Raw genomic sequence first — 24,727 nt, forward strand, 5'->3', positions numbered from 1 at the left:
TTTATTAAACAATTAATATCAAAAGATATTAAAATTAAATAATTGAAACATAGAAATGTTATCGCACTATTTTATATAATTAATAGATGTTTTTATAGTTGTAAATTAGATATAAAAAATATTGTAAAATTACCTTTATTTATATTGGCTGACACTGGCTGTCTATGTGCATGATTAAACTTAGAATAAATAGGAGGTTATAAATGATGAGTGAATATTTAAAAGAAATAAATGAATTCTGGCAACAATATTTAGATCAATATAACTCTATTTATGATGAATCGACATTAAAAGCAATCATTAAAAATAATGATACTACAGCATTTTTACATCCTAGAGATTTAGAATATATAAAAAAACATTTCGGTGAAAATTTTATGGAAATTCCAAGATTTAAGAAAATGATTGATTTCGCTAATGGTAAAGTGACAGTTAATAAAAATAGACAAAAAGTGACATTCGAAAATGCTGAACTTAATCCTGCGACTGCGCGACCTTATTTTGGAAATCCTGAAATTGCAGATATCGTTATATTAAAAAAACAACCCGAAAATGATTTTAAAACATACGAACTCAGTTTGCCTGAAGCTGAAGCAATAGAGTATAGAAAGAGGATCTTGTTAGATATTCAAGGTAAATTAACATTTGAGGGTCAAAAATTATTTTTACCTTATATTGATCGCCATAGATGGTTTGTAAAATATTTATATAGTAATGCGTCAACTTTAAAATACTTTAATATTGACCCTAATCGTTTAATGGTTATTAAATTTTTCCCTTATCAAACAGGTCATGCAGCAGGTATACCGAAAGATTTCTTATCATTTAAATATATACTTCCTTCCCAGAGGCAAAATTTTAACTTGTTAATTAAAATGCTAAAAGATGATAAAAAACGAATTTATATCGTAAGTGAGGAAGAATTATATATATCCATTTTCAAAAATTTTGCGGATAGTGATATTTGTGAATATTTAATTGAAAACCTATTTGTATTATCTTCTAAACAAAATAGACATCTTACGTTATGTAACGTATTGAGTTATAAAGAGCATAGGGAACGTCTGAGAAAAAAACAAGCGTTATCAAAAATTGAGTATTACAAATGGAATCAAGAACAAAAGGCTGCACGCGAAAATGGTGATTCTGATTTTCACAAGAAAATGGATTCTATGAGATATGAATTTTCTAATTCTAACTAATAAATAAAAAAGCTTATAGTATGTGTGTATCACTAACTGTAAGCTTTTTTTAAATGTCGTAATTATTGAATAAAACTTGTATTTTTCTTTTAAATTCATCGACATAGGATTGTGGTTGTAGAAGTATGATAGCCTGAGGATATAGATACGCTAAATGCATACTTTCTTCTTTTGAAATAATTAGGTTAACGATAGTCCCATCTGCTGAAGGAGTAGTATCTAAGATAATGAATTGTCTCTTTATTTCTGGCCAAATATCATCTTTCACTAGCAGTTTCACTTGTTTAATATGATTAAAGATATCGCGTTCAAATACTTGATTTGTTAGTTTAATATCTGTAATTGTTGTTAAATCACGCGTATATATTTCTCCCTCATATAAGTACGTAATCCAATACACGTTATCAAAATAGCGCGTATAAATTGGAATGATGTTAGGGAGCTCGACATTATCAAGTTGTATAGTGAGTTTATGATTATTCTCGATTGCAAGTTGAATTTTATAGATTAAAGTAGACTCATTGAGTTCACGATGTATTTTGAATTGGCTTAATAATTTATTAGATAATAATTTTTCTGCTAGATTTGAATTAGCATTCAAACCACGAATGAGATTATATGTATCTTCATGAATAACCGGGGTGAAATCTTTCATTCGAAAAATAAGATTTAGCAATCTATTATTTTTAAATTTATATCTATCAATCTTTAAGCGATGTTTTTCAATTGTAGTATCGTATATTACTTTGCCTTCAAGACCATGCCATTCATGATCTTCATAAATAAAATTATTTATATCACTAATGTCTCTTTGAATCGTACGTATATTAACTTGTAGTTTTTGTGACAAGGCTTCTTTGCTTATCGTTTTACCATTTAGTAATCGGGTGTAAATATAGAGCAGACGTTCTGGTTTTTCCAAAAAAGATGCAACTCCTAAAGTTTTAAAATCAAATCAATTATAATATCGATTAGTTTTATAGTATAGCACTATATTTTTATAAATGTGTAAAATCATTATGAATTGACGTACTAAAGTTGATGGCTTTGATGAAAAACACATGCCATTTACACTTAAGCATAAAAATTCATCGCTTAGGCAATTTAAATATAAAATTATAGCGTTCTTATGAAATAATGTTTCAAAAATTAACAGTTAGGAATTAAAATTATGCTCAACTGTCATATAATATGTTGTATTTATATATGACATGCAATATATTGTAATGACAAACATAACTCTACTGATTCGATAAAAGGGAATACAAAGTAATAATATTTGTTTGACGTCATGAAATAAACTGTCATATAATTTGTTAGTAAGGAAACAATTGACGAAGTAAGATATATGTGAGGTGAAAAATATGAATATGAGAGCAGAACGTGTAGGTGAACAAATGAAACAAGAAATCATGGATATCGCTAATAATAAAGTTAAGGATCCAAGAATTGGTTTTTTAACAATTACTGACGTACAATTAACCAATGATTTATCTATTGCAACGGTTTATTTAACTGTTTTAGGTAATGAAAAACAAAAAGCAGATACCTTCAAAGGCTTAGAAAAAGCTAAAGGCTTTATAAAATCTGAATTAGGCTCTAGAATGAGACTCCGTATCATTCCAGAATTGAATTTTGAATATGATGAATCGATTGATTATGGTAATAAAATCGAAAGAATGATTCAGGATTTGCATAAAAAAGACTAAATATTAATTAACGTGTCTTTGATTCAATATGAAGTGGACAATTGATTAATATATTTTCACAGGATGATTACATTCTATTTAGCTCAATATTTGAATTTAGATTGTAGATTCTTAGTGTAGGAGCGAGAACTTGAAATCGAATAGATTTCAGTCTCGCTCTTTTTTACATAAACGCGTAAATCAATACATGTTAGTATAGTATATATAATAAAAATGAGACTCTGAAGGTGAATTGAAAATGTATAATGGGATTTTACCGGTGTTTAAAGATCGTGGATTAACAAGTCATGATGTTGTATTCAAGTTGAGGAAAATTTTAAAAACGAAAAAGGTTGGTCACACGGGTACGCTAGACCCAGAAGTTTCAGGTGTTCTACCAATTTGTATTGGCAGTGCTACGAAAGTGAGTGACTACATTATGGAAATGGGTAAAACTTATAAAGCTACAGTTAGTTTGGGCATAACAACGACGACTGAAGATCAGACTGGAGAAATATTAGAACAAACAGCTGTTAATGAGCAAGATGTTTCTGCTAAGTCGATAGATGATGTTTTACAACAATTTAAAGGTGAGCTGATACAAATTCCACCAATGTATTCTTCCGTAAAAGTAAATGGTAAGAAACTATATGAATATGCAAGAAACAATCAAGTAGTTGAAAGACCAGAGCGAAAGGTCAACATTTATCAAATTAATCGAATTTCAGATTTGCGTTTTGTAGACGATACTTGTCAATTTGATATGATAGTTGAATGTGGTAAAGGTACATATATTAGAACACTTGCCACAGATATTGGTAAAGCACTTGGGCTACCTGCACATATGTCAAAATTAACACGTACGCAAAGTGGTGGATTTGATATCAATGATAGTCTAACACTTGAAGATATAAAGTCACTGCATGAGCATGACACGTTACTTGAGAAATTATTTCCTATAGAATATGGTTTGAAAGGTATTGAACAAATTTTAATTACTGATAACGCCATTAAAGGAAAAATATTAAATGGACAAAAGTTTTACAAAGCTGAGTTCAAGCAAAATATAGACGACATCGTTATAATGGTCGATAATGAAACACATAAAGTGTTAGCAATTTATGAACCACACCCAGAAAAACTTGATGAAATTAAACCTAAAAAAGTGTTTAACTAAAGGAGTCATACACATGAAAGTGATAGAAGTAGCTCATCCAATTCAAGATAATCAATATATAACAGAAGCGGTTGCGATGGCTTTTGGATTTTTTGACGGTATGCATAAAGGTCATGCAAAAGTATTTGAAACATTAGATGCCAAAGCAAAATCCCAAAATTTAAAAAAAGCAGTCATGACATTTGATCCGCACCCTTCAGTTGTATTAAATCCTAAATTAAAGAGAACAGATTATTTAACACCAATTCAGGATAAGGTGGAAATTTTAGAGTCATATGGTATAGATTATTGTATCGTTATTAATTTTTCATCTAAGTTTGCTGAAGTTACGGCTGAAGAATTTATTCAGGATTATATTATCAAAAATAATGTAAAAGAAGTGATTGCTGGCTTTGACTTTACATTTGGTAAATTCGGTAAAGGGAACATGATGATTCTTGACGAAATGTCTGAGTTTAATACAACAGTTGTGAGTAAACAAGAGATTGAGTCAGAAAAAATATCTACAACAGATATTAGAAAATCGCTTAAAACAGGCGATTTGCAGAAGGCCAATGAAGAATTAGGTTACCGATATCGTATTAAAGGTACAGTTGTTCAGGGTGAAAAACGAGGGAGAACAATTGGTTTCCCTACGGCTAATGTGCAACCGAGTGGTGATTATGTATTGCCGAAAAATGGCGTTTATGCTGTCAGCATGGAAATTGGTGTAAACAAAGAAACATATCGAGGCGTAGCCAATGTTGGGGTTAAACCGACGTTTCATGATCCTTCCAAAGCACAAGTAGTTATTGAAGTGAATTTATTCGACTTTAGTGAAAATATTTATGGTGAACGTGTAACCGTATATTGGCATCACTATTTAAGACCAGAAATTAAATTTGATGGAATAGATCCTTTAGTTGAACAGATGAACAAAGATAAAGAAAAAGCAAAATATCTATTATCGGTTGATTTTGGTGATGAATTATCATATAATATTTAAGTCGAATGTGTAATCCACATTTATGCACCTTTACCTTGGCAGCTCGAGACTCCGACGTTTTGCTCGGATAAAGGCGAATAAAAATTAAAAGGAGGAAATTGACAATGGCAATTTCACAAGAACGCAAAAATGAACTAATTAAAGAATATCGTACACACGAAGCAGACACTGGTTCTCCAGAAGTCCAAATCGCTGTATTAACTGCAGAAATCACTGCATTAAACGAACATTTACGTGAACACAAAAAAGATCATCATTCACGTCGCGGATTATTAAAAATGGTAGGTCGTCGTAGACACTTACTTAACTATTTACGTGACAAAGATGTTCAACGTTACCGTGAATTAATTAAATCATTAGGTATCCGTCGTTAATTTTAAGACGTTTATTGATAGGGAAAGAACCTTTAGGGTCCTTTCCCTTTTTTATAATTTAGAACAGCTATTTTTTAAAAAGGAATATACTAATATAAAATTATTCTAAGAAATGATATGATAGAACTAATAGATATATGAGAGGAGATTCGTAATGTCTCAAGAGAAAAAAGTTTTTAAAACCGAATGGGCAAACAGATCATTAACGATTGAAACAGGTCAACTTGCTAAACAAGCTAATGGTGCCGTACTCGTTCGTTATGGTGATACAGTAGTTTTATCTACTGCAGTAGCTTCAAAAGAACCACGTGATGGTGACTTTTTCCCATTAATGGTTAACTATGAAGAAAAAATGTATGCAGCTGGTAAAATTCCAGGTGGATTTAAGAAACGTGAAGGTCGTCCAAGCGATGAAGCAACGTTAACTGCACGATTAATTGATAGACCAATCCGCCCATTGTTCCCTAAAGGTTATAAGTATGATGTTCAAATAATGAATACTGTACTTAGTGCTGATCCAGATTGTTCACCAGAAATGGCAGCTATGATAGGTTCATCTATGGCATTGAGTGTTTCTGACATTCCATTCCAAGGGCCTATTGCCGGTGTGAATGTGGGATATATTGATGGTGAATACGTAATCAATCCAACGGTAGCACAAAAAGAAGTGTCGCGTTTAGACCTAGAAGTTGCTGGTCATAAAGATGCAGTGAACATGGTTGAAGCGGGCGCTAGTGAAATTACTGAGAGTGAAATGCTAGAAGCTATTTTCTTTGGACATAGCGAAATTCAACGATTGGTTAATTTCCAACAAGAAATTGTTGATCATATCCAACCAGAGAAAAAAGCATTCGTTCCTGTAGAAAAAGATGAAGCATTAGTTGAAAAAGTTAAACAACTAACACAAGAGAACGGTTTAAAAGATGCTGTTTTAACATTTGATAAACAACAACGTGATATCAATTTAGATGCGCTCAAAGAAAAAGTAGCAGCTGAATTTATTGATGAAGAAGACGCAGATAACGAAGCGTTAATTAAAGAAGTGAATAGTATATTAAATGACTTAGTGAAAGAGGAAGTTAGACGTTTAATTGCTGAAGAAAAAATCAGACCTGATGGCCGTAAAACAGATGAAATTCGTCCATTAGAATCAGAAGTAGGTGTCTTACCTAGAGCGCATGGTTCTGGTTTGTTTACACGTGGTCAAACACAAGCACTATCTGTCCTAACTTTAGGTTCAATGAGTGAATATCAAATCCTAGACGGTTTAGGGGAAGAAGAACAGAAACGTTTCATGCATCATTATAACTTCCCAAACTACTCAGTAGGTGAAACGGGTCCTGTTCGTTCTCCAGGTCGTCGTGAAATTGGTCATGGTGCATTAGGTGAACGTGCATTGAGCCATATTATACCGGATTTGAAAGACTTCCCATATACTGTAAGAATTGTAAGTGAAGTATTAGAATCCAATGGTTCGTCTTCACAGGCATCAATTTGTGGGTCTACATTAGCATTAATGGATGCTGGTGTGCCGATTAAAGCACCTGTTGCAGGTATTGCTATGGGCTTAGTGACACGTGATGATAGTTATACAATCTTAACAGACATTCAAGGTATGGAAGATGCACTTGGCGATATGGACTTTAAAGTTGCAGGTACAGCTGAAGGTATCACTGCAATTCAAATGGATATTAAAATTGATGGTTTAACAAAAGAAATTATTAAAGAAGCGTTAGATCAAGCACGTGAAGGTCGTCTAGCTATATTAGATCACATGCTACAAACTATCGATACGTCTCGTAGCGAATTAAGTGCTTTTGCACCTAAAGTAGTTACGATGACAATTAAACCAGAGAAAATTAGAGATGTCATTGGACCTGGTGGTAAAAAAATTAATGAAATCATTGATGAAACTGGCGTGAAACTTGATATCGAACAAGATGGTACGATCTTTATTGGTGCAGTTGATAAAGATGCCATAGCACGTGCACGTTCAATCATTGAAGATATTACACGTGAAGCAGAAGTTGGACAAGTTTATGAAGGTAAAGTCAAACGTATTGAGAAATATGGTGCGTTTGTTGAATTATTCCCAGGTAAAGATGCACTTGTTCACATTTCGCAAATTGCGAATGAACGTATTGATAAAGTCGAAGATGTTTTAAAAGTCGGCGATATTTTCAAAATCAAAGTAACTGAAATTGACAAACAAGGTCGTGTCAATGCATCACATAAAGCATTACTATAAATTAGAGTTTTATCATAAAATTGGTATTGTAACTATAACGAGAGACTAGTTAACTGAATGTAACTTCCTACAATAGCATGTCATCGATTCTATTGTTGGAAGTATCACATTGCAGTATTTGCTAGTTTCTTTTTTTATACATATAAAAATGCTAATAAGGAAGTTTGTAATTATAAATAGTATATAAACGGAATTTCAGTTTGTGGAAAATTTTCAAGTCGCATTGTATATTAAGTCAATATAAATTGAGTGATTATAGAATTAAAATAGATATAAACTATTTGTTGTAATTACTTTAATAGTGTACATAAAGCGCATTTTAACTTATAATAAATTATGAGTTTATATATGGACGGGGAAATTAAATAGGAGGTAACATTTTGAGTTTAATAAAGAAAAAAAATAAAAACATTCGTATCATTCCACTCGGCGGAGTTGGAGAAATTGCGAAAAATATGTATATCGTCGAAGTGGACGATGAAATGTTTATGCTTGATGCTGGTTTAATGTTCCCAGAAGACGAAATGCTGGGCGTAGATATTGTTATTCCAGATATTCAATACGTAATAGAAAATAAAGAAAAATTAAAAGGGATCTTTCTAACGCATGGACACGAACATGCTATTGGTGCTGTAACGTATGTGTTAGAACAAGTTGATGCTCCGGTATACGGTTCGAAATTGACGATTGCTTTAATTAAAGAGAATATGAAAGCACGCAATGTAAATAAAAAAGTTAGATACTACACAGTGAATAATGAATCAGTGATGCGTTTTAAAGGGGTAAATGTCACTTTCTTTAATACGACGCATAGTATTCCAGATAGTTTAGGTATTTGTATCCATACTTCTTATGGCGCAATTGTTTATACGGGTGAATTTAAATTCGACCAAAGTTTACATGGACATTATGCACCAGATTTGAAGAAAATGACTGAGATAGGCGAAGCGGGTGTGTTTGCTTTAATTAGTGATTCGACTGAAGCTGAAAAGCCAGGTTATAATACACCAGAAAATGTGATTGAATCACATATGTACGATGCATTTACAAAAGTGAAGGGCAGATTAATTGTATCTTGTTATGCTTCTAATTTTATAAGAATTCAACAAGTATTAAATCTTGCGCAAAGATTAAATAGAAAAGTGTCATTCTTAGGACGTTCACTTGAAAGCTCATTTAACATTGCTAGAAAAATGGGATATTTTGATATTTCAAAAGATTTATTAATTCCAATCAATGATGTTGAAAATTATCCTAAGAATGAAGTGATTATCATAGCCACTGGTATGCAAGGTGAACCTGTTGAAGCGCTTAGTCAAATGGCTCAGAAAAAGCATAAGATAATGAATATCGAACCAGGGGACTCTGTCTTTCTAGCTATTACAGCTTCTGCCAATATGGAAGTGATAGTAGGTAATACTTTAAATGAATTAGTACGTGCAGGTGCTGAAATTATACCAGATAGTAAAAAGATTCATGCTTCTAGTCACGGTTGCATGGAAGAGTTGAAGATGATGATTAACATAATGAAACCAGAATACTTTATACCAGTAAATGGAGAATTTAAAATGCAAATTTCTCATGCTAAATTAGCTAATGAAGCAGGTGTACAACCTGAAAAAATCTTCCTTGTAGAAAAAGGCGATGTTGTTAACTACGATGGTGAAGAAATGATTTTAAATGAAAAAGTAAATTCTGGAAATGTACTTATTGATGGTATCGGTGTAGGAGATGTCGGTAATATCGTATTAAGGGATCGTCATTTATTAGCGGAAGACGGTATATTTATTGCTGTGGTTACGCTTGATCCAAAAAATAGAAGAATAGCGGCAGGTCCAGAAATTCAATCAAGAGGTTTCGTTTATGTAAGAGAAAGTGAAGCACTTTTAAATGAAGCTGAAGAAAAAGTCCGTGAAATTGTCGAATTAGGTTTACAAGAGAAACGCATTGAATGGTCTGAAATTAAACAGAGTATGCGTGATCAAATTAGTAAATTATTATTTGAAAATACGAAACGTCGTCCGATGATTATTCCAGTTATTTCTGAAATTTAATAATTTTAATACTAAACAAAGAGGTTAAGACATACGCTTAGGTAAATATATTTAAAAGTAGATTAAGGTGACATGTTAAGCAATTTTGCCATAAATCCAACCTTTAAATGCACTAAGAGCGAAAAAATGTCTTACCTCTTTTATGTTATTATGTAAGAATGCGAAACTTTATTTATACATAAATATTAATAACTATGAGAAACATGCATATATTTTAAACGAAAATGTTATATCACATATGTAGGAATTGAACATATGATGACGCATATTTGAAAACTGAGTCGAAAAGAAGGTGTTAAATTTGGCACAAACGAAAAAAAGATCAACAGCTAAGCGAAAACCTGCAAATACAAAAAGAAAGACATCCAATAAGAAGAAACAACAAGGTGATCATCCCTTAAGATATATATTGGCAATTGCAATTTTTGTCATCATCGTCTTAGGTGCTTTTCAACTTGGTATAGTGGGAACAATGATTGATAGTTTCTTTAATTATTTATTTGGTAACAGTAGATTTTTAACTTATATACTTATTTTGATTGGAACTATATTCATTACATATTATAAAGCATTACCTAAAACGAGACGTACAGTGGGTGCCTTCGTATTACAATTAGCTTTATTGCTAGTTACACATATTGTTTTTTATTTTACAAACAAGGTACAAGCGCAACGTGAACCAGTATTGTCATTTGTATATAGTTCATATAAACATACGAATTTTCCGAATTTTGGCGGAGGACTCTTAGGTCATTATTTATTATCGATATCTATACCGCTTATTTCAATTGTAGGTATTATTATTGTCACAATTTTACTTATAGCTTCAAGTATTATTTTACTTTTAAAACAAAAGCACCGAGATGTATCTAAAATATTATTTGAAAAGTTAAAAGTTAAAAGTCAGGATGCTTCAGAAAATTATAAAGAAAAGCGCAAACAAAATAAAATCAAAAAAGAAGCGAATGCACGCGTAAAAGCTGAGAAGAAAGCTGAGCGTGAGAAACAACAACTAGAAGCGACTGAGCAACAAGACATTAAAGATGTTAGCGAGCTAGAAGAAGTACCAAACGAAACAAGTAACCAACAATTATCTATCCCTATATACGGACATAGTGAAAATGATGAAGAATCTACAAATCAAAGTCCAAATACTAAAAAACAACGTACTAAACGCATGTACGATCATGAAGCGGATAATGTTCAACATACAGATCATGATACAAATGATGCGGATTTGGCTTCATTAGATCAATCTATGGATGCTACTGAAGAAACTGAAGATAGTCAAAGCGATGCGGTTAACTCGATTTCAGAAGCTGGAGAAGTGGAAAACGAGGCATACACGATTCCACCACTCTCATTACTTAAGCAACCAGCGAAACAAAAAGCAACTTCAAAAGCAGAAGTTCAGAAAAAGGGGCAACTGCTAGAAACAACACTTAAAAACTTTGGTGTAGATGCCAGAGTGACACAAATAAAAATCGGTCCTGCGGTAACACAATATGAAATTCAACCTGCACAAGGTGTTAAAGTAAGTAAAATTGTAAACTTGCACAATGATATCGCACTTGCACTTGCAGCTAAGGATATTCGTATTGAAGCACCTATTCCAGGACGTTCTGCAGTGGGTATTGAAGTACCAAATGACAAAATTTCACTTGTATCACTTAAAGAAGTATTAGATGAGAAGTTCCCTGCAAAAAATAAATTAGAAGTAGGATTAGGAAGAGATATCTCAGGTGATCCTATAACAGTTGAATTAAATAAAATGCCTCATTTACTTGTTGCTGGATCTACAGGTAGTGGTAAATCCGTATGTATCAATGGTATTATCACTAGTATTTTACTTAATGCAAAGCCGCATGAAGTAAAACTTATGTTAATTGATCCGAAAATGGTAGAATTGAATGTATATAATGGGATTCCCCATTTATTGATACCGGTAGTTACAAATCCTCATAAGGCATCTCAAGCTTTAGAAAAAGTTGTGGCCGAAATGGAGCGTCGTTATGATTTATTCCAACATTCATCTACAAGAAATATAGAAGGTTACAACGAAGCGATTAGAAGACAAAATCTTGAGCTAGATGAAAAACAAGCTGAACTACCTTATATCGTGGTTATTGTGGATGAATTAGCTGATTTAATGATGGTTGCTGGTAAAGAAGTAGAAAATGCAATTCAAAGAATTACTCAAATGGCTCGTGCAGCAGGCATTCATTTAATCATTGCAACACAACGCCCTTCTGTGGATGTGATTACTGGTTTAATCAAAAATAACATTCCAAGTAGAATTGCTTTTGCTGTTAGTTCACAAACGGATTCTAGAACGATTATTGATAGCGGTGGCGCAGACAAGCTATTAGGAAAAGGTGACATGCTATATGTTGCAAATGGTGGTTCTACAAGAACGCGTGTGCAGGGTGCATTTTTAAGCGATCAAGAAGTGCAAGACATTGTTAATTATGTAGTAGAACAGCAAAAAGCGAATTATGTTAAAGAAATGGAACCAGACGCACCAGTAGAAAAATCAGAAATGAAGAGTGAAGATGCGCTTTATGATGAAGCATATTTATTTGTCATTGAACAACAAAAAGCGAGTACTTCTTTATTACAAAGACAATTTAGAATTGGTTATAATCGCGCTTCCAGATTAATGGACGATTTAGAACGAAATCAAGTTATTGGACCACAAAAAGGAAGTAAACCTAGACAAATATTAGTGGATTTAGATAGTGATGAGGTGTAAAAATGGAACTGACTTCTGTTTATAAAGTTAAAGAGTGGATGATACAACAAATCAAAGATGGCAAATTACAACATGGTGAACCATTACCAAGTAATTTAGCAATAGCTAGAACATTAAATGTAAAGACAGATGATGTCTATGATGCAGTAGATGAATTAATCACTGAACAAGTTTTATCAAATAATTTAGAAGAAGGTGCACGTGTTAAATCACTGCACCCATTCTATTATCCTTTAGGAGAAGTTGTAAGTATAAGTAGAATGATTGAAGATCAGGGTTATAGTGCTGGGACAGAATATATTAGTTTTGATGAAAAACCAGCGACCTCATTAGATTCAAAACGATTAAATATTGCAGATAAGGCAAACGTTACAATTATAGAACGTGTCAGAACGGCAAATAAGAAACCCGTAGTATATTGTTTAGATAAAGTGCCTGCGAGTGACTTAACATGCGCACAATATCAAAATAGCGATGAATCGTTACTAGGTGCTATCGAAGCACATGCGGGAAAAAAAGTGGCATATGCTGATACTGAAATGGAGGCCATCAGTTATGAGCCGCACATTTCAGACATCTTAGGTGCATCACCACATGAAGGGCTTATGTTATTGAAATTAGTCCATTATGATAAAGATGACCAACCAATACTTTATTCTTTTAATTATTTCAAAAGTAGTTTAGTAAAATTTAAAACGGTTAAAAATAGTTTATAATAAGAAATTTATGAAAGTGAGGCATGACAATTTGAAGAACAAAAATACTCAGAATGACATACATATTAAAGTAATGCCAACTACAAAATTTAAAACGACCACAATAACGTTGAAATTTATGGCTCCCTTAGAAAGTGACACCATGACTGCGCGTTCGATTCTAAGCAAAGTATTAGTTCGAGCAACCAAACAATGGCCTACAGATAAAGCATTCAATAGACATTTATCACATTTATATGGCGCCTATGTGAATAGTTTTGTTTCAAAATTTAAAGATAAGCATGTTATAAGCATTTCATTAGAGTTAATTAATGAACGTTATTTGAAAGACCAAACACCATTATTTGAAAAAGGTGTGGCATTGTTAAAAGAAATTATTTGGAACCCGTTAGTGACTGATCAACAATTTGATGAGGTTTTTGTGTCACAAGAAAAATCTTTATTAGGTAAAAAACTAGAAGCGATGGTTGATAACAAATCGCAGATTTCATTTTTAAATTTATTAAAACATATGTTTGGAGAACATCCTTATAGACATTTGGCTACAGGTCAAATAGAATACATAAAAAGTGTAACGCCAGAAACTTTATACGATATATATCAATCTATGCTACAAAATGATTATTGTGCAGTTTACGTCGTTGGTAACGTAGATGAAGCACAAGTTAAAACGCAATTGAAAACTTATTTCGATATCAAACCTTTCCACTTTGAATTAACGCAAGACGCACCTATGAAACAAGCACATACATTACCACAAGAAATTGTTGAAGTGGACGATGTAGATCAAGCTAAGTTGAATATGGGCTTTAGAATGCCTGCAAAATATGGCGACGCAGCGTATTTTACAATGGTTGTATTTAATGTAATGTTCGGTGGTGACCCTTCATCTGTATTATTTAATGAAGTCCGTGAAAAACAAAGTTTGGCATATTCAATTCATTCACAAATTGATGCAAAAAATGGCTTCATGTTTGTACTGAGTGGTGTATCCATAGATAAATATGAAGTTGCAAAAGATACAATTATCAAAGAATTTGAAAAGTTCCAAAACGGTCAATTTGAAGAAGATAAGCTAGCATTAGCTAAAAAAGTAATTCTTTCGCAGAGACAAGAATCACATGACAGACCAAAAAGTATGATAGAAATTTTAAACAACAATATCTTATTAGATGAGCCTATGTCAGAAGAAAGTTATTTTGAAGGTATCCAAAGTGTTACAAAATCAGATGTGCAACAATTAGCGCAAGCGGTTGTGCTTGATACCATTTATATTCTGACAAAAGGAGGTAATGACTAATGCGAGAAAATTATTATGAACAAATAGATGAACGTGTATTTGAAGCAGAATTAAATAATGGATTGAAATTATTTATTATCCCCAAAAAAGGGTTCCAAAAAACATTTGTGACGTATACTACAAAGTTCGGCTCGTTAGATAATAAATTTAAGCCACATGGTAGTGATACTTTTGTCACTGTTCCAGATGGTGTAGCGCATTTCTTAGAACATAAATTGTTTGAAAACGATGATGAGAGTGAAGATTTATTTACGGCATTTGCTGAAGATAATGCACAAGTCAATGCATTCACTAGTTTTGATCGTACAAGTTATCTATTTAGTGCAACAGATCATGTGGAGCGTAATATTAAACGCTTATTAACAATGGTTGAGTCACCTTATTTCACTAAAGAAACAGTAGATAAAGAAAAAGGCATCATAGCTGAAGAAATTAAAATGTACCAAGAACAGCCTGGTTACAAATTAATGTTTAATACATTGAAAGCTATGTATGATACACATCCTATTCGTGTGGATATTGCAGGCAGTGTAGAGAGTATTTATGAGATTACTAAAGATGATCTTTATTTATGTTATGAGACATTTTATCATCCATCGAATATGGTACTCTTTGTTGTCGGCGATGTAGATGTAGCAAATATTTATGATGTCGTGGCAACGCATGAAAATCAACGCGATAAAGAAGCACAACCGCAAATAGTTAGAGATCCATTGATAGAAAAAGCAACTGTAAATGAATCCAAAGTGACTGAAACTATGAAATTGCAATCACCTCGATTGATGTTAGGCTTTAAAAACAATCCGTTAGTTGATGAACCCGACGCATCTTTTGTAAAGAGAGATTTAGAGATGACACTTTTCTATGAAATGTTATTTGGTGAAGAAACAGATTTTTATCAATCTTTACTTAACGAAGATCTAATTGATGAGACATTTGGATATCAATTTGTATTAGAACCGACATATAGTTTCTCAGTAATTACGAGCGCAACACAGTATCCTGATAAATTAAAAGCGTTACTTTTAACAGAAATTGAAAACAACCAAGGACAACTGAATGATGAAGAAGCATTTAGTTTACTAAAAAAACAATTCATAGGTGAATTTATTTCAGGGTTAAATTCTCCGGAATACATAGCGAACCAATATACGAAATTATATTTTGAAGGCGTAAGTTTATTCGATTTATTGGAAATTGTTGAAAGCATCACTTTAGAGAGTGTAAACGAAACTTCAAAAATGTGCTTGAACCTAGAGCAAGTTGTTGATAGTCGTTTGGAGATGAAATAAAAATGAAGGCATTAGTGATGGGTGGTTCTGGTAGTATAGGTACAGCTATCGTTGATCGTCTATTGTCTGACGGTTATGAAGTTATCATTCAGTATAATCAGGCTAATGTTGATACACTGCAGTCGCAATATAAAAGTCAGCCTGTACAATTCATACAAATAGATTTAATGCAGGACATCGATTTTGCGGATTACTTTGATTTTATTACTAATTTGGATTGCCTTATTTATGCGAGTGGCACTGCATTATATGGACAAATACAAGATATGACTGACGAAATGATTGATTTAGCTTATCAAATTCACGTAAAACAATTCATACGTGTTTCTAGGTATTTTGTTGATCAACTAAGACAAAGTCAGAGTGGTAGGATTGTTGTTATTTCATCTATTTGGGGTGAAACAGGTGCAAGTATGGAATCAGTTTATTCTGCAATGAAAGGTGCCCAAATTGCTTTTGTAAAAGCATTGAGTCAAGAACTTGCAATGACTTCAGTAACGGTGAACGCTATTGCACCCGGTTTGGTAAGTGGTAATATGGCTCGAGTTTGGAGTGAAGCGGAATTGGCAGTAATTACTGAAGACTTGCCACAACAAAGATTGATAGATCCGACTGAAATTGCTCACACATGTAGTTATCTATGTCATCCTTTTGCGAAAAGTATCACCGGAACAATTCAAAAAGTGAATGGCGCTTGGTACTTGTAAATAATTTAAGTAAACTATAGAAAATAAAACAACTTTGAAACATTCAATGATATAATGTCAGTAAGTATGAGGAAGTAATTTTCTAAAAAGTTTTGTATTACTATTTAACTTAGATGACTGATGAAAGGATTGCTATAGCTAAAGTGAAGTAGCACGTTTGTAGTTCATTCTAGTCGTTAGTTGTTCATATGATCTAATAGGATGATTCTTATATTTATGCTCAGCTAATAAAACAAAACGTCAATGATATAATTTATAAAATAATGTTTATTTAAAGTGTATCATTTGCTGTTTATCATAAAAGACAACATATGGTTTATAAACAAAGGGGTGTTTATTTCATGACAGTAGCAACTAAAAAAGAATGGTATTTAGAATATGAGATAACAATGAACCGAGCTGGCCTTTTAGGAGATGTTTCTAGTTTATTAGGTTTGATGGGAATTAGTATTGTGACTATCAATGGTATTGATGAAGGTCGTAGAGGGCTATTAATAAAGTCAGATAGTCTAGATAAAGTGCATAGATTTGAAAATATCGTAACAGAAATAGATGATATATCTATAACAAAATTGCGTAAACCAGAGTTACGTGATCGTTTAGCTGTGAGACATGGAAGATACATAGAACAAGATGCAGATGATAAAAAAACGTTTCGTTTTGAAAGAGATGATTTAGGTTTACTTGTTGATTTTATGGCAGAATTATTTAAAGAGAAAGGCCATAAATTAATTGGTATTAGAGGTATGCCGAGAGTAGGTAAAACTGAATCAATCGTTGCAGGTAGTGTGTGTGCGCACAAGAGATGGTTATTTATCAGTTCAACGTTAATTAAACAGACTGTTCGTAGCTCTTTAATTAAAGGAGAATATGATTCTGATCATGTTTATATTATCGACGGTGCAGTCACAGCGAGAGAGTCTAGTCAAAAACATCAAGAATTAGTTAAAGAAGTTATGAGTTTACCAGCAATAAAAGTAGTCGAACATCCTGACTTGTTCGTTGAAACGAGTGATTATGAAATGAGTGATTTTGACTATATCATCGAATTACGAGAAAATAAAAATCAAGAAATTCAATATGAAGAAATGAAAAAGAAAACAGTTAAAAGTAAAAATAACTTAGATTTTGGTGATGATACGTTTGGTGGCGGATTTGGATTTTTTGAATAAAATATGAATAGTTATTGAGGAGGACTAACATTTTGAATTTAGTTGGTCAAACTTTAAAAGGACGTCGAGAACGTTTAGGTATGACACTAAACGAACTTGAAACGCGTACCCAAATAAAAAGAGAAACACTTACACTGATTGAGAATAATGATTTTGAATCGTTGAAAAATGTAAATTATGCAGAAGGTTTTATTAGGAAATATGCAAAAGCAGTGAATATCGACTCAGTACAGTTAATTGAGGCGCATAGAGAAGAAATTCCTAGTAATGATGAATCGCTTCAAAATACAATAACTGCTTTTTCAAAAGAAGATAAACCGACTTATCGAACTAAAAATAAAGAACCATTGCAAGTGGCCGTTGTAATAAGTATATTTGTTATTATTACAGCACTTTTATGGATTTTTTCAGTATTAATTTTTTAATCTGTAAGTCCAAGTACGTCATAAGTTATAAATAGAAAAGAGGACTTTGTATGAATATACCGAATTGGATAACTGTATTTAGAGTTATACTCATTCCAATCTTCCTATTGTTTGCTCTAGCGGATTTTGGATTTGGTAAAATTTCATTTATCGGTGGTAATGAAATTAGAATAGAATTATTAATTAGTGGCATTATTTTTATCGTCGCATCATTAAGTGACTTTGTAGATGGTTACTTAGCGCGTAAATGGGAACTTGTAACAAACATGGGTAAATTTTTAGATCCATTAGCAGATAAATTACTAGTATCAAGTGCTTTGATTGCGCTCGTACAAGTAGATTTAACCAATTCTGTAGTTGCAATTATTATTATTGCTCGAGAATTTGCTGTTACGGGATTACGCTTATTACAAATAGAACAAGGTTTTGTTAGTGCTGCAGGTCAGTTAGGTAAAATAAAAACTGCTGTTACTATGGTTGCCCTTGTTTGGATTCTTTTAGGCGATCCATTGTCTAGCTGGATTGGTTTTGAATTAGGACAGGTATTACTATATATCGGTGTATTTTTCACTATCCTATCAGGAATTGAATATTTTTATAAAGGTAGAGATGTGTTTAAGGCAAAATCATAAACACATTAACATCATAACGCTATAAATCGGGGCATGTAGATAATTTGGACATGCTTCGATTTTTTTAATTTTTATAAACAAGTCGTATAGAAGCGCTTTTACATGAACGAATCTTTCGTTATTTATGGTTTTTCATTTTATAATATAGGGAAGTAGAAATATATTGTTAATTAGAAGCTATAAGGAATAAATTATTTACAAAAATGTAAATGTCTCAGGAGGAAACGTTTTGAATATATCTATTATTGCGGTAGGATCAGAATTATTATTAGGACAAATCGCTAATACTAATGGTCAATACTTATCAAAATTATTTAATAGTGCTGGCCATAATGTGGTTGAACATACAGTGATTGGTGATAACCCACAAAGATTAGAGAGAGTAATTAATAAAGCATTAGAAAATTATGATACCGTTATATTAACTGGAGGCTTGGGCCCTACAAAAGATGATTTAACTAAGCATACAGTTGCGAAAGTATTAGATCGAGATTTAGTTATCGATCAAAATGCACTCGACTACATCGAACAATATTTTAATGAACAAAACGTCGAAATGACGCCAAATAACCGTCAACAAGCGTTAGTCATTGAAGGTGCGCATGTCTTGGATAATAAGGTCGGTATGGCCCCAGGAATGCTTGTCCAACAACATGGAAAGCAAATTGCTTTGTTACCAGGTCCACCAAAAGAAATGAAACCGATGGCTAAAGAGGCGTTATTACCTTATTTTATAAATGGTGAAAATACAATATTTTCAGAATTACTTCGCTTTGCGGGTATAGGAGAATCAAAGGTCGAAACAGAATTAATGGATTTAATCGATCAACAAACGAACCCTACGATAGCACCATTAGCTGGGTCTCACGAAGTCAATGTAAGATTGACAGCAAGTGGTGAGACACAACAAGTATGTGAAACGTTAATAGCGCCGCTTAAAGAAGAAATTTTAGAACGTATCGGTAAATATTATTATGGTTCTGATGATATTGTTATAGAACAAGCATTTATGAATAATATGACAAAAACATTTGCCATTTATGATGGGGTGACAGATGGTATATTATTTTCTCGGATGAAAAATTTTGATAATAATCAGTTACTTCAAGGTATGTTATCTCACCACACGCAATTTATAGATGAACGTGATATAATAACATCTCAACTTTCAGTATCTGCTCAGATTGTCAAAGACATGTTTAACACGGAAATAGGTATTTCAGTGATACATCAACATGATACGGTATATTTAGGTATTTTAGAAAATGATGAATTAGCTGTACAATCATTTAAAATGACACAAAGAAGACATTTAATTAAAAGCAGAACTCAAAATTATGTGTTGATTAGATTACTAAATTGGTTTAAATAAATACGAACAGTATACAGAAAATGCGAAAAATAGCACGTGTGTTCTATTTTAGCATTATTGAATTCAAATATTAGCGAACAAATATTCGCAAAATACTTGCGAAATTATCTGAATCAAGGTATAGTGAATATAAGATATTTTTTCGAGAGATAAATCTCATTTAGGAGGTCCAGCATTGGATAACGATCGTCAAAAAGCTTTAGATACGGTAATTAAAAATATGGAGAAATCATTTGGTAAAGGTGCTGTTATGAAATTAGGCGACAACAAAGCGCGCAAAGTTTCGAGTGTATCAAGTGGTTCTGTAACATTAGATAATGCTTTAGGTGTAGGTGGTTACCCTAAAGGAAGAATCGTAGAAATTTATGGTCCAGAAAGTTCTGGTAAAACAACTGTAGCGTTACATGCTATCGCTGAAGTACAAAAAAATGGCGGTGTTGCAGCGTTCATAGATGCTGAGCATGCATTAGATCCTGTTTACGCAGAAGCTTTAGGCGTAGACATACAAAATTTATATTTATCTCAACCTGATCATGGGGAACAAGGTTTAGAAATTGCCGAAGCATTTGTTAGAAGTGGCGCTGTTGATATCGTTGTGGTCGATTCAGTTGCTGCGCTTACACCTAAAGCTGAAATTGAAGGTGAAATGGGAGATACGCACGTTGGTTTGCAAGCACGTCTTATGTCCCAAGCTTTGAGAAAGCTTTCCGGTGCAATTTCAAAATCAAATACAACAGCAGTATTTATCAACCAAATCCGTGAAAAAGTTGGTGTGATGTTCGGTAATCCTGAAGTTACACCAGGTGGACGTGCTTTGAAATTCTATAGCTCTGTTCGTTTAGAAGTGCGCCGTGCGGAACAATTGAAACAAGGTCAAGAAATTGTTGGTAATAGAACAAAAATTAAAGTCGTTAAGAATAAAGTAGCACCACCATTTAGAGTTGCAGAAGTTGATATTATGTATGGTAAAGGTATCTCTAAAGAAGGAGAATTAATTGACCTAGGTGCTGAACATGAAATTGTAAATAAATCAGGGGCTTGGTATTCATACAATGGTGAACGTATGGGACAAGGTAAAGAAAATGTGAAATTATACCTCAAAGAAAACCCTGCTATTCGAGAAGAAATTGATCAAAAATTACGGGAAAAATTAGGTATCTTTGACGGTGACGTTGAAGAAAAAGAAGCTGAAAGTCCTGCTACACTTTTTGATGAGGAAGAATAACTAAAGTTCTGGTTATCAGTAGAGCGTTATAAAATATAATTTGAGTTATTTATTACTAATAACATAATAATAAGCTTAGACATTCAAGCGTGTCTAAGCTTATTTTTTGTATATGAATAAGAATATAAAAATATTATATGAAAATATTTTTCATTTCAAATGTGCTGTGAGTTAAGTAAGCGCAATCGGTAAAGTAAATATTGTGTAAAAGGAACGCTTCAAATATTATATTAATGTGTATGGAAACCTTGACACTTCTTAGCTGTAAACCGTACAATTACATTGTATGATTCTTTTAGAACTTCATATAATCATATTTAATCATATTGAAATTTGATATACAGAGCAAAATCCTAGATAAAAAGGGGGTGTTTGTGTGAATTTATTAGGCCTCCTACTCATTTTGCTAGGTATTATTCTCGGAGTTGTTGTAGGGTATATTGTTGCCCGAAATTTGTTGCATCAAAAGCAATTACAAGCAAGACAAACTGCCGAAGATATTATCGAACAAGGTAATAAAGAAGCAGAGAATATTAAGAAGGAAAAGCTCCTAGAAGCTAAAGAAGAAAATCAAATCATAAAAGAGCAAAGTGAAATTGAACTTCGTGAAAGACGTGGTGATCTTCAAAAGCAGGAAGCAAGACTTCTACAAAAAGAAGAAAACTTAGAGCGAAAATCTGATCTATTAGATAAAAAAGATGAGATTTTAGAGCAAAAAGAGTCTAAACTTGAAGAACGACAACAACAAGTAGATGCAAAAGAGAGTAGTGTTCAAACATTAATAAATAAGCATGAACAAGAATTAGAACGCATCTCTGGTCTCACTCAAGCAGAAGCTGCACAAGAGCAACTTCAAAGAGTTGAAGATGAATTGTCACAAGATATTGCAATACTTGTTAAGGAAAAAGAGAGAGAAGCAAAAGAAGCAGTCGATAAAAATGCAAAAGAACTATTAGCAACTACTGTTCAAAGGTTAGCTGCAGAGCATACTTCTGAATCTACAGTTTCTGTTGTTAATTTACCGAATGACGAAATGAAAGGTCGAATCATTGGTAGAGAAGGTAGAAATATCAGAACGTTAGAAACGTTAACTGGTATTGACTTAATTATAGATGATACACCAGAAGCCGTAATTCTTTCTGGTTTTGACCCAATTAGACGTGAAATTGCAAGAACTGCATTAGTAAATCTTGTTTCGGATGGTCGAATCCATCCTGGACGAATTGAAGATATGGTAGACAAAGCTCGAAAAGAAGTAGACGACATTATTAGAGATGCAGGGGAACAAGCTACATTTGAAATAAATGTACATAACATGCATCCAGATCTTGTTAAGATCTTAGGTCGTTTACAGTATCGTACTAGCTATGGACAAAATGTATTGAAACATTCTATCGAAGTTGCTCACTTAAGTGGTATCTTAGCAGCAGAATTAGGTGAGGATATTACATTAGCTAAACGTGCTGGCTTACTTCATGATGTTGGTAAAGCTATTGATCACGAAGTAGAAGGTAGCCATGTTGAAATCGGTGTAGAATTAGCGAAAAAATACGCTGAAAATGAAACAGTCATTAATGCAATACATTCCCATCATGGTGATGTTGAACCAACTTCAATTATTTCTATCTTGGTTGCTGCAGCAGATGCACTTTCAGCTGCGAGACCGGGTGCTCGTAAAGAGACTTTAGAAAATTATATTAGAAGATTGGAAAGATTAGAAACACTATCTGAAAGTTATGAAGGTGTTGAGAAAGCATTCGCAATCCAAGCAGGTAGAGAAATTCGAGTTATTGTATCACCAGATACTATCGACGACTTAAAATCACATCGCTTAGCAAGAGATATTAAGAGCCAAATTGAAGATGAACTTCAATATCCAGGTCATATAAAAGTGACAGTTGTTCGTGAGACTAGAGCAATTGAATATGCAAAATAAAAGTTAATTATTAAACGATTAATTTTTGAAATTTAAACAAACTAAACGATATTTCGTTTAGTTTGTTTTTTTTAATATTTTAGAATAAAAGAACATCCGCGACAATTTATTTATGTCGCGGATGTTTCACATTGAGGTTAAAAATAACTGCAATGAAAAGTATTGGTAACAACTCATTAAGATAATGTAGTATATGTCATACTTTTATACAGTTTATCGATACGCTCAATGATGTATATGGATTTAATAATCCAAGTTCATTGTAATTAACATATTAAAATTTAAGTGAGCTCTAAATCTGCCTGTTGTACTTCTTTAATTATTTCTGCAGTATCATAACAGTTTGTAGAGATATTGGCATACCTTTCAGCTAAACGGTATGCATTGATATATAGCTCCAAACTTTCTTTAGCTATGTCTTCTGCATCTTCACTTTTTGATGGATTTGCTGTAACAACTAAGTCAGCAAAATGTTGTGGATCGATATTAATTGACATGTATTACTTCCAACTCCTATATTTTGGATTAGCTCTTAACTACTATAATCTATACCACTATTTTTATAATTAAAACTTAGCTAATTTAATAAATTTTCATCAGCACCTTTTCATTGTAAATAAATTGAATTAAACTAACACTAAGAGAGGATGAACACGTAAATGAGATTATTATTTATTGGGGATATTGTAGGAAAAGTGGGGCGCGAGGCCATTACAACATATTTATCAAGACTGAAGCAGACATATCGTCCTACAGTTACAATTGTGAATGCTGAAAATGCGGCACATGGTAAAGGCCTGACAGAAAAAATATACAAAGATTTATTAAGAGAAGGCGTAGATTTTATGACGATGGGTAACCACACATATGGTCAGCGTCAAATTTATGATTTTATAGATTCAGCAAATCGTATGGTAAGACCGGCTAACTTTCCAGAAGAAGCACCAGGCGTAGGTATGCGATTTATTCAAATAAATGAAATTAAGCTAGCTATCATCAACTTGCAAGGTCGTGCTTTTATGCAAGATATTGATGATCCTTTTAAAAAGGCAGATGAGCTTATAAACGAAGCAAAAAAAGAAACGGATTATATATTCGTAGATTTTCACGCTGAAACGACATCTGAAAAAAATGCTATGGGTTGGTATCTTGATGGTAGAGCAAGTGCTGTTGTGGGCACGCACACACATATACAAACTTCGGATGAACGTATATTACCAGGAGGGACAGGTTATATTACGGATGTTGGTATGACAGGTTTTTATGATGGTATATTAGGTATAAATAGACATGAGGTGATTACGCGTTTTATTACAAGTTTGCCACAAAGACATGTTGTGCCAGATGAAGGTCGCAGTGTATTATCGGGCGTGATTATAGATATCAATAAAGAAGGAAGAACAACACACATTGAACGTGTATTAATCAATGACGATCATCCTTTTTAAAATATCGTCCATTAGTATGAAT

20 protein-coding genes and 2 pseudogenes are annotated in these 24,727 nt (G+C 32.8%); 20 read left to right on the top strand and 2 right to left on the bottom strand.

All coding sequences use genetic code 11. The features are described 5' to 3' along the window. Positions 1 to 206 precede the first annotated feature (206 nt). Positions 207 to 1,202, top strand: a complete 996-nt coding sequence (locus ACM595_RS01780; RefSeq protein WP_228481172.1) for a hypothetical protein — start codon at positions 207 to 209, stop codon at positions 1,200 to 1,202. Positions 1,203 to 1,251: 49 nt separating this feature from the next. Here ACM595_RS01780 and ACM595_RS01785 read toward each other — a convergent pair whose 3' ends face one another. Continuing rightward, a complete protein-coding gene (locus ACM595_RS01785; protein ID WP_002483452.1) occupies positions 1,252 to 2,124 on the bottom strand; it encodes an HTH domain-containing protein in 873 nt (290 codons plus the stop codon). A gap of 442 nt (positions 2,125 to 2,566) precedes the next feature. On the opposite strand from ACM595_RS01785, the gene rbfA reads away from it, so the two are divergent. The 18 genes and pseudogenes from rbfA (at position 2,567) to rny (ending at position 23,257) form a co-directional block, all read left to right on the top strand. Next, a complete protein-coding gene (rbfA, locus tag ACM595_RS01790; RefSeq protein WP_002483451.1) occupies positions 2,567 to 2,911 on the top strand; it encodes a 30S ribosome-binding factor RbfA in 345 nt (114 codons plus the stop codon). A 238-nt stretch (positions 2,912 to 3,149) separates the two neighbouring features. Further along, a complete protein-coding gene (gene truB, locus ACM595_RS01795) occupies positions 3,150 to 4,067 on the top strand; it encodes a tRNA pseudouridine(55) synthase TruB (protein WP_037538533.1) in 918 nt (305 codons plus the stop codon). 13 nt (positions 4,068 to 4,080) lie between these two features. Next, entirely contained in the window at positions 4,081 to 5,052 is a 972-nt protein-coding gene (locus ACM595_RS01800) for a bifunctional riboflavin kinase/FAD synthetase (RefSeq protein ID WP_069821935.1), read from the top strand. A gap of 104 nt (positions 5,053 to 5,156) precedes the next feature. After that, a complete protein-coding gene (gene rpsO / locus ACM595_RS01805; protein ID WP_002483448.1) occupies positions 5,157 to 5,426 on the top strand; it encodes a 30S ribosomal protein S15 in 270 nt (89 codons plus the stop codon). A 154-nt stretch (positions 5,427 to 5,580) separates the two neighbouring features. Further along, positions 5,581 to 7,674 (top strand): polyribonucleotide nucleotidyltransferase, encoded by a 2,094-nt coding sequence (pnp, locus tag ACM595_RS01810; protein ID WP_041080458.1) that lies wholly within the window; start codon positions 5,581 to 5,583, stop codon positions 7,672 to 7,674. 380 nt (positions 7,675 to 8,054) lie between these two features. Beyond that, entirely contained in the window at positions 8,055 to 9,728 is a 1,674-nt protein-coding gene (gene rnjB, locus ACM595_RS01815; protein ID WP_041080459.1) for a ribonuclease J2, read from the top strand. Positions 9,729 to 10,029: 301 nt separating this feature from the next. Continuing rightward, positions 10,030 to 10,915: pseudogene (locus ACM595_RS01820) on the top strand (cell division protein FtsK); the annotation flags it as partial. Between the two features lie 101 nt (positions 10,916 to 11,016). Continuing rightward, positions 11,017 to 12,480, top strand: a pseudogene (locus ACM595_RS01825) (DNA translocase FtsK); the annotation flags it as partial. A gap of 2 nt (positions 12,481 to 12,482) precedes the next feature. Continuing rightward, positions 12,483 to 13,196, top strand: a complete 714-nt coding sequence (locus tag ACM595_RS01830; protein WP_002483444.1) for a GntR family transcriptional regulator — start codon at positions 12,483 to 12,485, stop codon at positions 13,194 to 13,196. A 31-nt stretch (positions 13,197 to 13,227) separates the two neighbouring features. Then, a complete protein-coding gene (gene yfmF / locus ACM595_RS01835; RefSeq protein ID WP_228161107.1) occupies positions 13,228 to 14,496 on the top strand; it encodes an EF-P 5-aminopentanol modification-associated protein YfmF in 1,269 nt (422 codons plus the stop codon). After that, positions 14,496 to 15,788, top strand: a complete 1,293-nt coding sequence (gene yfmH / locus ACM595_RS01840) for an EF-P 5-aminopentanol modification-associated protein YfmH (RefSeq protein ID WP_002483442.1) — start codon at positions 14,496 to 14,498, stop codon at positions 15,786 to 15,788. The genes yfmF and yfmH overlap by 1 nt, the downstream gene beginning before the upstream one ends. Before the next feature lie 2 nt (positions 15,789 to 15,790). After that, positions 15,791 to 16,495, top strand: a complete 705-nt coding sequence (ymfI, locus tag ACM595_RS01845; protein WP_002483441.1) for an elongation factor P 5-aminopentanone reductase — start codon at positions 15,791 to 15,793, stop codon at positions 16,493 to 16,495. Between the two features lie 341 nt (positions 16,496 to 16,836). Then, positions 16,837 to 17,667: a DUF3388 domain-containing protein gene (locus ACM595_RS01850; RefSeq protein ID WP_002483440.1), complete on the top strand. Its 831-nt coding sequence runs from the start codon at positions 16,837 to 16,839 to the stop codon at positions 17,665 to 17,667. A gap of 32 nt (positions 17,668 to 17,699) precedes the next feature. Then, entirely contained in the window at positions 17,700 to 18,092 is a 393-nt protein-coding gene (locus tag ACM595_RS01855) for a helix-turn-helix domain-containing protein (protein ID WP_002483439.1), read from the top strand. 50 nt (positions 18,093 to 18,142) lie between these two features. Beyond that, positions 18,143 to 18,724 carry a CDP-diacylglycerol--glycerol-3-phosphate 3-phosphatidyltransferase gene (gene pgsA, locus ACM595_RS01860; protein WP_037538519.1) on the top strand — a complete coding sequence of 194 codons (582 nt, stop codon included), beginning with the start codon at positions 18,143 to 18,145 and terminating at the stop codon, positions 18,722 to 18,724. A gap of 229 nt (positions 18,725 to 18,953) precedes the next feature. Beyond that, entirely contained in the window at positions 18,954 to 20,096 is a 1,143-nt protein-coding gene (locus ACM595_RS01865; RefSeq protein ID WP_002483437.1) for a CinA family nicotinamide mononucleotide deamidase-related protein, read from the top strand. Positions 20,097 to 20,271: 175 nt separating this feature from the next. Then, positions 20,272 to 21,321 carry a recombinase RecA gene (gene recA / locus ACM595_RS01870; RefSeq protein WP_002483436.1) on the top strand — a complete coding sequence of 350 codons (1,050 nt, stop codon included), beginning with the start codon at positions 20,272 to 20,274 and terminating at the stop codon, positions 21,319 to 21,321. A 376-nt stretch (positions 21,322 to 21,697) separates the two neighbouring features. After that, entirely contained in the window at positions 21,698 to 23,257 is a 1,560-nt protein-coding gene (gene rny / locus ACM595_RS01875; protein WP_037538515.1) for a ribonuclease Y, read from the top strand. A 281-nt stretch (positions 23,258 to 23,538) separates the two neighbouring features. Here rny and ACM595_RS01880 read toward each other — a convergent pair whose 3' ends face one another. Further along, the gene (locus ACM595_RS01880) at positions 23,539 to 23,754 is read right to left on the bottom strand and encodes a hypothetical protein (protein WP_002483434.1); all 216 of its coding nucleotides are present in this window, start codon (positions 23,752 to 23,754) and stop codon (positions 23,539 to 23,541) included. Between the two features lie 162 nt (positions 23,755 to 23,916). Here ACM595_RS01880 and ACM595_RS01885 point away from each other — a divergent pair, with 162 nt between their 5' ends. Further along, entirely contained in the window at positions 23,917 to 24,705 is a 789-nt protein-coding gene (locus tag ACM595_RS01885) for a TIGR00282 family metallophosphoesterase (RefSeq protein ID WP_002483433.1), read from the top strand. The last annotated feature ends 22 nt before the right edge of the window (positions 24,706 to 24,727 follow it).

Source organism: Staphylococcus sp. LKG3-1, assembly GCF_048568385.1.
GTDB lineage: Bacteria > Bacillota > Bacilli > Staphylococcales > Staphylococcaceae > Staphylococcus > Staphylococcus saprophyticus.

Bases quoted from the DNA above. Each gene is read 5' to 3' on its own strand.
- ACM595_RS01780 (WP_228481172.1), top strand. From the start codon at position 207: ATGAGTGAATATTTAAAAGAAATAAATGAATTCTGGCAACAATATTTA.
- rbfA (WP_002483451.1), top strand. From the start codon at position 2,567: ATGAATATGAGAGCAGAACGTGTAGGTGAACAAATGAAACAAGAAATC.
- truB (WP_037538533.1), top strand. From the start codon at position 3,150: ATGTATAATGGGATTTTACCGGTGTTTAAAGATCGTGGATTAACAAGT.
- ACM595_RS01800 (WP_069821935.1), top strand. From the start codon at position 4,081: ATGAAAGTGATAGAAGTAGCTCATCCAATTCAAGATAATCAATATATA.
- rpsO (WP_002483448.1), top strand. From the start codon at position 5,157: ATGGCAATTTCACAAGAACGCAAAAATGAACTAATTAAAGAATATCGT.
- pnp (WP_041080458.1), top strand. From the start codon at position 5,581: ATGTCTCAAGAGAAAAAAGTTTTTAAAACCGAATGGGCAAACAGATCA.
- ACM595_RS01830 (WP_002483444.1), top strand. From the start codon at position 12,483: ATGGAACTGACTTCTGTTTATAAAGTTAAAGAGTGGATGATACAACAA.
- yfmH (WP_002483442.1), top strand. From the start codon at position 14,496: ATGCGAGAAAATTATTATGAACAAATAGATGAACGTGTATTTGAAGCA.
- ymfI (WP_002483441.1), top strand. From the start codon at position 15,791: ATGAAGGCATTAGTGATGGGTGGTTCTGGTAGTATAGGTACAGCTATC.
- ACM595_RS01850 (WP_002483440.1), top strand. From the start codon at position 16,837: ATGACAGTAGCAACTAAAAAAGAATGGTATTTAGAATATGAGATAACA.
- pgsA (WP_037538519.1), top strand. From the start codon at position 18,143: ATGAATATACCGAATTGGATAACTGTATTTAGAGTTATACTCATTCCA.
- ACM595_RS01880 (WP_002483434.1), bottom strand. From the start codon at position 23,754: ATGTCAATTAATATCGATCCACAACATTTTGCTGACTTAGTTGTTACA.
- ACM595_RS01885 (WP_002483433.1), top strand. From the start codon at position 23,917: ATGAGATTATTATTTATTGGGGATATTGTAGGAAAAGTGGGGCGCGAG.